Raw genomic sequence first — 4177 nt, forward strand, 5'->3', positions numbered from 1 at the left:
GTGCTGGCCACCAGCTCAAGCGTGGCCGACTCAGATGAACGAAGCGAGACCGGCCGCGCCATTCCGCTGTTCAAGGCAGCGCTGCAGGAATTGCCGCAGATGGACAGCATCTATGCTGGCTTCGAGAACGGCGCATGGCTGCAGGTGCGGCGCATCAGCAACCTTACCGAAGAGCAGCGCGAGCGCTTGCGCGCGCCTGCAAATGCGGACATTGCGATCAACCTCATTCGCCCCACCGCGGGAGGTGAGTTGCCGCTGCGGCGGATCTTCCAGGATAAGCAAGGCGACGAGATCGATGAAATCGATCTGTGGAAATACGGTTATGACGCCCGCAAGCGTTCCTGGTACTGGGCGACGATGCAGGCAGACCGGCCGAATGTTTCAGAACCCTACCTTTCCTTCAGTATCGGCGCGCCGGTCATTACCGTCAGCGCGCCGCTGCGCGGCAAGGTGCCGGGCGTGATCGCGGCCGATCTCAAGCTCGATACGTTCAGCGAATTCGTCCAGGCCCAGCGACCGGGACAACATGGCACGGTGATGATCTTCGATCAGGCGGGATCGATCATCGCCCACCCCGAATATTCAGATATGGTTTCGAGCGCAATGACGCACCCGGCTCGATCGTCGTTGCCCAGCATCGACGAAATTAATACGGGAATCCTGGCCACGGTGATTCGCGGTGCATACAACAAGGACAACCACGAAGGAAATATTGAGGACGGAACGGGGAAAAGCTTCCTGTTCAAAGTGACTAAGTTCGCGCTGGGCGAACGTTACAATGGCAGCATATTGATGCTGGCGGCCCAGGATGACTTCGTTCAGAACGTCCGCAGGCTCCAGTTCAACGGGCTCATTCTCGCGATCCTCGTTGGCGCGGGCTTCCTTCCGGTCGTATGGATGTTTGGCAGCCGGATGTCCCGGTCTATCCAACACATTACAGCGCAGGCGCGACAATTGCAGACCTTGTCCGAACCCGAGCTGGTGCCGGTGACGTCCTACATCAGGGAAATCCACGCGCTCGGCAACACCATGAATCTGGCGCAGCGGGCGATCTGGTCGTTCGCGCACTTTGTCCCCAAGGAGATCGTTCGCGGCTTGATTGATAATTCCATCTCGACCAGGCTCGGCGGTGCAAAGCAAGACATCACGCTGGTATTTACCGACGTCCAGGGTTTTACCACCATTGCGGAGTCGGCCGATCCTGACGTGCTGATGCGGCAGACGTCGCGGTACTTTTCCGCGATGACGGAGGCGTTTCTCGCCGAGGGCGGAACCGTCGACAAGTTTATTGGCGACGCCGTGATGGTGTTCTGGAATGCGCCACACCCGCAACCTGACCACGTTGCGCGCGCCTGCCGGGCGGTGCTCGCGGCCAAGGCTGCCGGTGAGCGACTTAACGCCGAATTCGAGGCTGACGGCATGGAGCCGTTCATTACAAGATTCGGCATTCATGTCGGTGAAGCCGTGGTCGGCAATGTCGGATCGACCGAGCGCATGAATTACACGGCACTCGGCAACACCGTTAATTTGGCGGCCCGTCTCGAGGGCCTGAACAAGCAAACCGGGACAACGATCCTGGTCAGCGAAGATGTATACCGGCGAGTTCAGGGTCTCTTCGTATTTAGAGCACTGGATGCCGTCGTGGCCAAGGGCATGACAAAAGAAACCCGCATTTTTGAACTGGTCGGAGCTTCATTATGAAACGGAAGCCGACCTTTAGCGTCATACTGTTGATGATGTTCACGGCCTGGGTGAGCTTCGTCGCTTCGACCGCTCACGCCGCCGAGGACACGATCAAGGTCGGCATCTTGCACTCCTTGACCGGTACGATGGCGATCAGCGAAGCCGTCCTTAAGGACACGGTGCTCATGCTGATTGCGGACCAGAACGGGAAAGGTGGGCTGCTTGGAAAGAAACTGGAGCCGGTCGTCATTGACCCCGCGTCCGATTGGGGCGCGTTTGCTGCGAAGGCCAGCGATCTGCTGGTCAAGGAAAAGGTCGCCGCGGTATTCGGTTGCTGGACCTCGCTTTCCCGGAAGGCGGTTCTCCCCGTTTTCGAGCAACACAACGGCCTGCTTTACTACCCCGTTCAGTACGAAGGCGAAGAAAGCTCCCGCTCCATTTTCTACTTGGGTGCCGCGCCGAGCCAGCAGTCCATTCCGGCGGTCCGTTATCTCATGAGCAAGGAGGGCGGCAACGTTCGCCGATGGTTTCTGCTCGGGACCGACTATCTTTATCCGCGCAAGACCAATCAGATCTTGAGCGCCTATCTCGCGGTCGAGGGTGTGGCCCCGGAGGACATTACGTCGATCTATGCGTCGCCGCATCAGTCCGACTGGCGCGAGATAGTTGAAAGCGTGAAGGCCTTTGCCGCGGCTGGAAAGAAGACCGCGGTGATCTCGACCGTTACCGGTGAATCAAACACGCATTTGTACGCTGAACTGATCAAGCAACAGATCGACGCCAGCAAAATACCGGTCATGGCGCTCTCCGTCAGCGAACGTGAGCTGCGCAGCGTGGACCTCGGCAAGCTCGCAGGCCACATGGCAGTGCGAAACTACTTCCAGTCCGTCAAGTCGGCAGAAAATGACGCGTTCATCAAAATGTGGGCGGATTTCAACGGACAGCGGGATAAGACCACAAATGATGCGATGGAGGCGACCTTTATCGGCTTTCGGATGTGGGCGCAGGCCGTCAGCCAGGCCGGCACCGCCGACGTCAATGCGGTCCGACAAGCCATGTACGGCCAGCGCGTAAGGGCACCAAGCGGTTTCGAGGTTGTGATGAACACCAATCATCATCTCTCCAAGCCAGTCATGATCGGCAAGCTCGAAGCTTCCGGAAGCTATGACGTAGTCTGGCGGTCAATCAGTCCGATCAAGGCTTCGGTCTGGAGCAGATATCTTCCCGAGAGCGCCAGACGCATCGCCGATTGGACATTTCCCTGGGTTTGCGGCGGGTGCATCGAGCCGACATACAAGGATTGGTGATAGGATTGCTTCGATCGGCACGGCGCAAGCGAGATATGTTCGCTGCAAACTGCCTTGTCGATCGTAACCACAGCATGAGGAGCCAAGATGATCACAATTCCTCAACTCACCGCGGAAGCACTGGGTTCATTCCTGGCGCAGGAGACTAGAGGTCGATTCGTAGCTTCGCAGGCTGGATTGACAGAGCTCCTGCCCTTTGCAGCCAAGCTGGCATTGGAGTGCATTGGCAACAGTGACGCATTGTACCACAACATCGAACATACGATGCTCGTGACCCTGGTGGGCCACGACATCTTGATTGGTCGCACGTTGGCACGAGCCACCACGGCAGACGACTACACAAATTTCATCTTAGCCTGCTTGACCCATGACATCGGTTACGTCCGCGGCATCGTCCAGGGCGACGAGGACGACGCGTATGTTGCGGACGTCAGCGGCCGCAAAATTCAGTTGCCCGTTGGATCTTCAGACGCCGCGCTCGCGCCATACCACGTCGATCGCTCAAAGCTTTTTGTGATTGAACGGTTCGATGCGGTGGAGGGAGTTGACGCGTCGAGAATTGCCAAGGCGATCGACTACACCCGCTTTCCCTATGAGACGACACAGAAGGCCGACACCGACGATCTTAACGAAGAGGAAGGGCTACTATTGCGGGCAGCCGACTTGATCGGCCAGCTAGGCGACCCAAATTACATGCGGAAGTCCAATGCTCTCTTTTACGAATTCGAGGAGATCGGCCTGAACAACAAGCTAGGCTACGCAACCCCCGCCGACATCGTTTATAAATTCCCCCAGTTCTACTTGACCAATGTCGCGCCGCAAATACAGCTTGCGATCCGCTACCTCAATGCGACTTCCAGGGGGCGCCAATGGATCGCGAACCTCCACAGCAACGTTTTTCGGGCTGAACGCGAGGTGAACCTGTCTGGGCCGCAGCGATAAAAAGTCGAGCGTAAGAGATCTCTCAGGCCCTCGCCAGATCGAGCGATCGGGCGGCTTCTCGGTACTTTCCTGAGAGCTCAACCCTGTGAAGGTTATAGCCGCATGGAAACAACTCCAGCAGGCTATGCAGCCTTGCGAACAAAAATTGCGCGCTCAAAAGGGCCGGTGGGCAAGCTGCGCGAGACCTTCGCGCCCTGTCGCCGCAACGAGGCCGAACTCGGCAAGGTGGGCTCGGAGCGCATTGA

General features: G+C 57.8%; 3 protein-coding genes. All 3 read left to right on the forward strand.

Going from position 1 to position 4177, the window contains the following annotated elements; genetic code table 11:
* A partial coding sequence (locus JQ575_RS43825; RefSeq protein ID WP_212039338.1) for an adenylate/guanylate cyclase domain-containing protein occupies window positions 1-1701 on the forward strand: 1701 nt, incomplete at its 5' end.
* A gap of 32 nt (window positions 1702-1733) precedes the next feature.
* Window positions 1734-2990: an ABC transporter substrate-binding protein gene (locus JQ575_RS43830; protein ID WP_212039340.1), complete on the forward strand. Its 1257-nt coding sequence runs from the start codon at window positions 1734-1736 to the stop codon at window positions 2988-2990.
* A gap of 87 nt (window positions 2991-3077) precedes the next feature.
* Complete coding sequence (locus JQ575_RS43835) at window positions 3078-3932, forward strand: metal-dependent phosphohydrolase (RefSeq protein WP_212039339.1); 855 nt, start codon at window positions 3078-3080, stop codon at window positions 3930-3932.
* The last annotated feature ends 245 nt before the right edge of the window (window positions 3933-4177 follow it).

It is taken from the genome of Bradyrhizobium sp. JYMT SZCCT0428 (assembly GCF_018131075.1).
Taxonomy (GTDB): Bacteria; Pseudomonadota; Alphaproteobacteria; order Rhizobiales; family Xanthobacteraceae; genus Bradyrhizobium.

Coding starts and splice junctions, on each gene's coding strand:
- JQ575_RS43830 (WP_212039340.1), top strand. CDS start 1,734: ATGATGTTCACGGCCTGGGTGAGCTTCGTCGCTTCGACCGCTCACGCC.
- JQ575_RS43835 (WP_212039339.1), top strand. CDS start 3,078: ATGATCACAATTCCTCAACTCACCGCGGAAGCACTGGGTTCATTCCTG.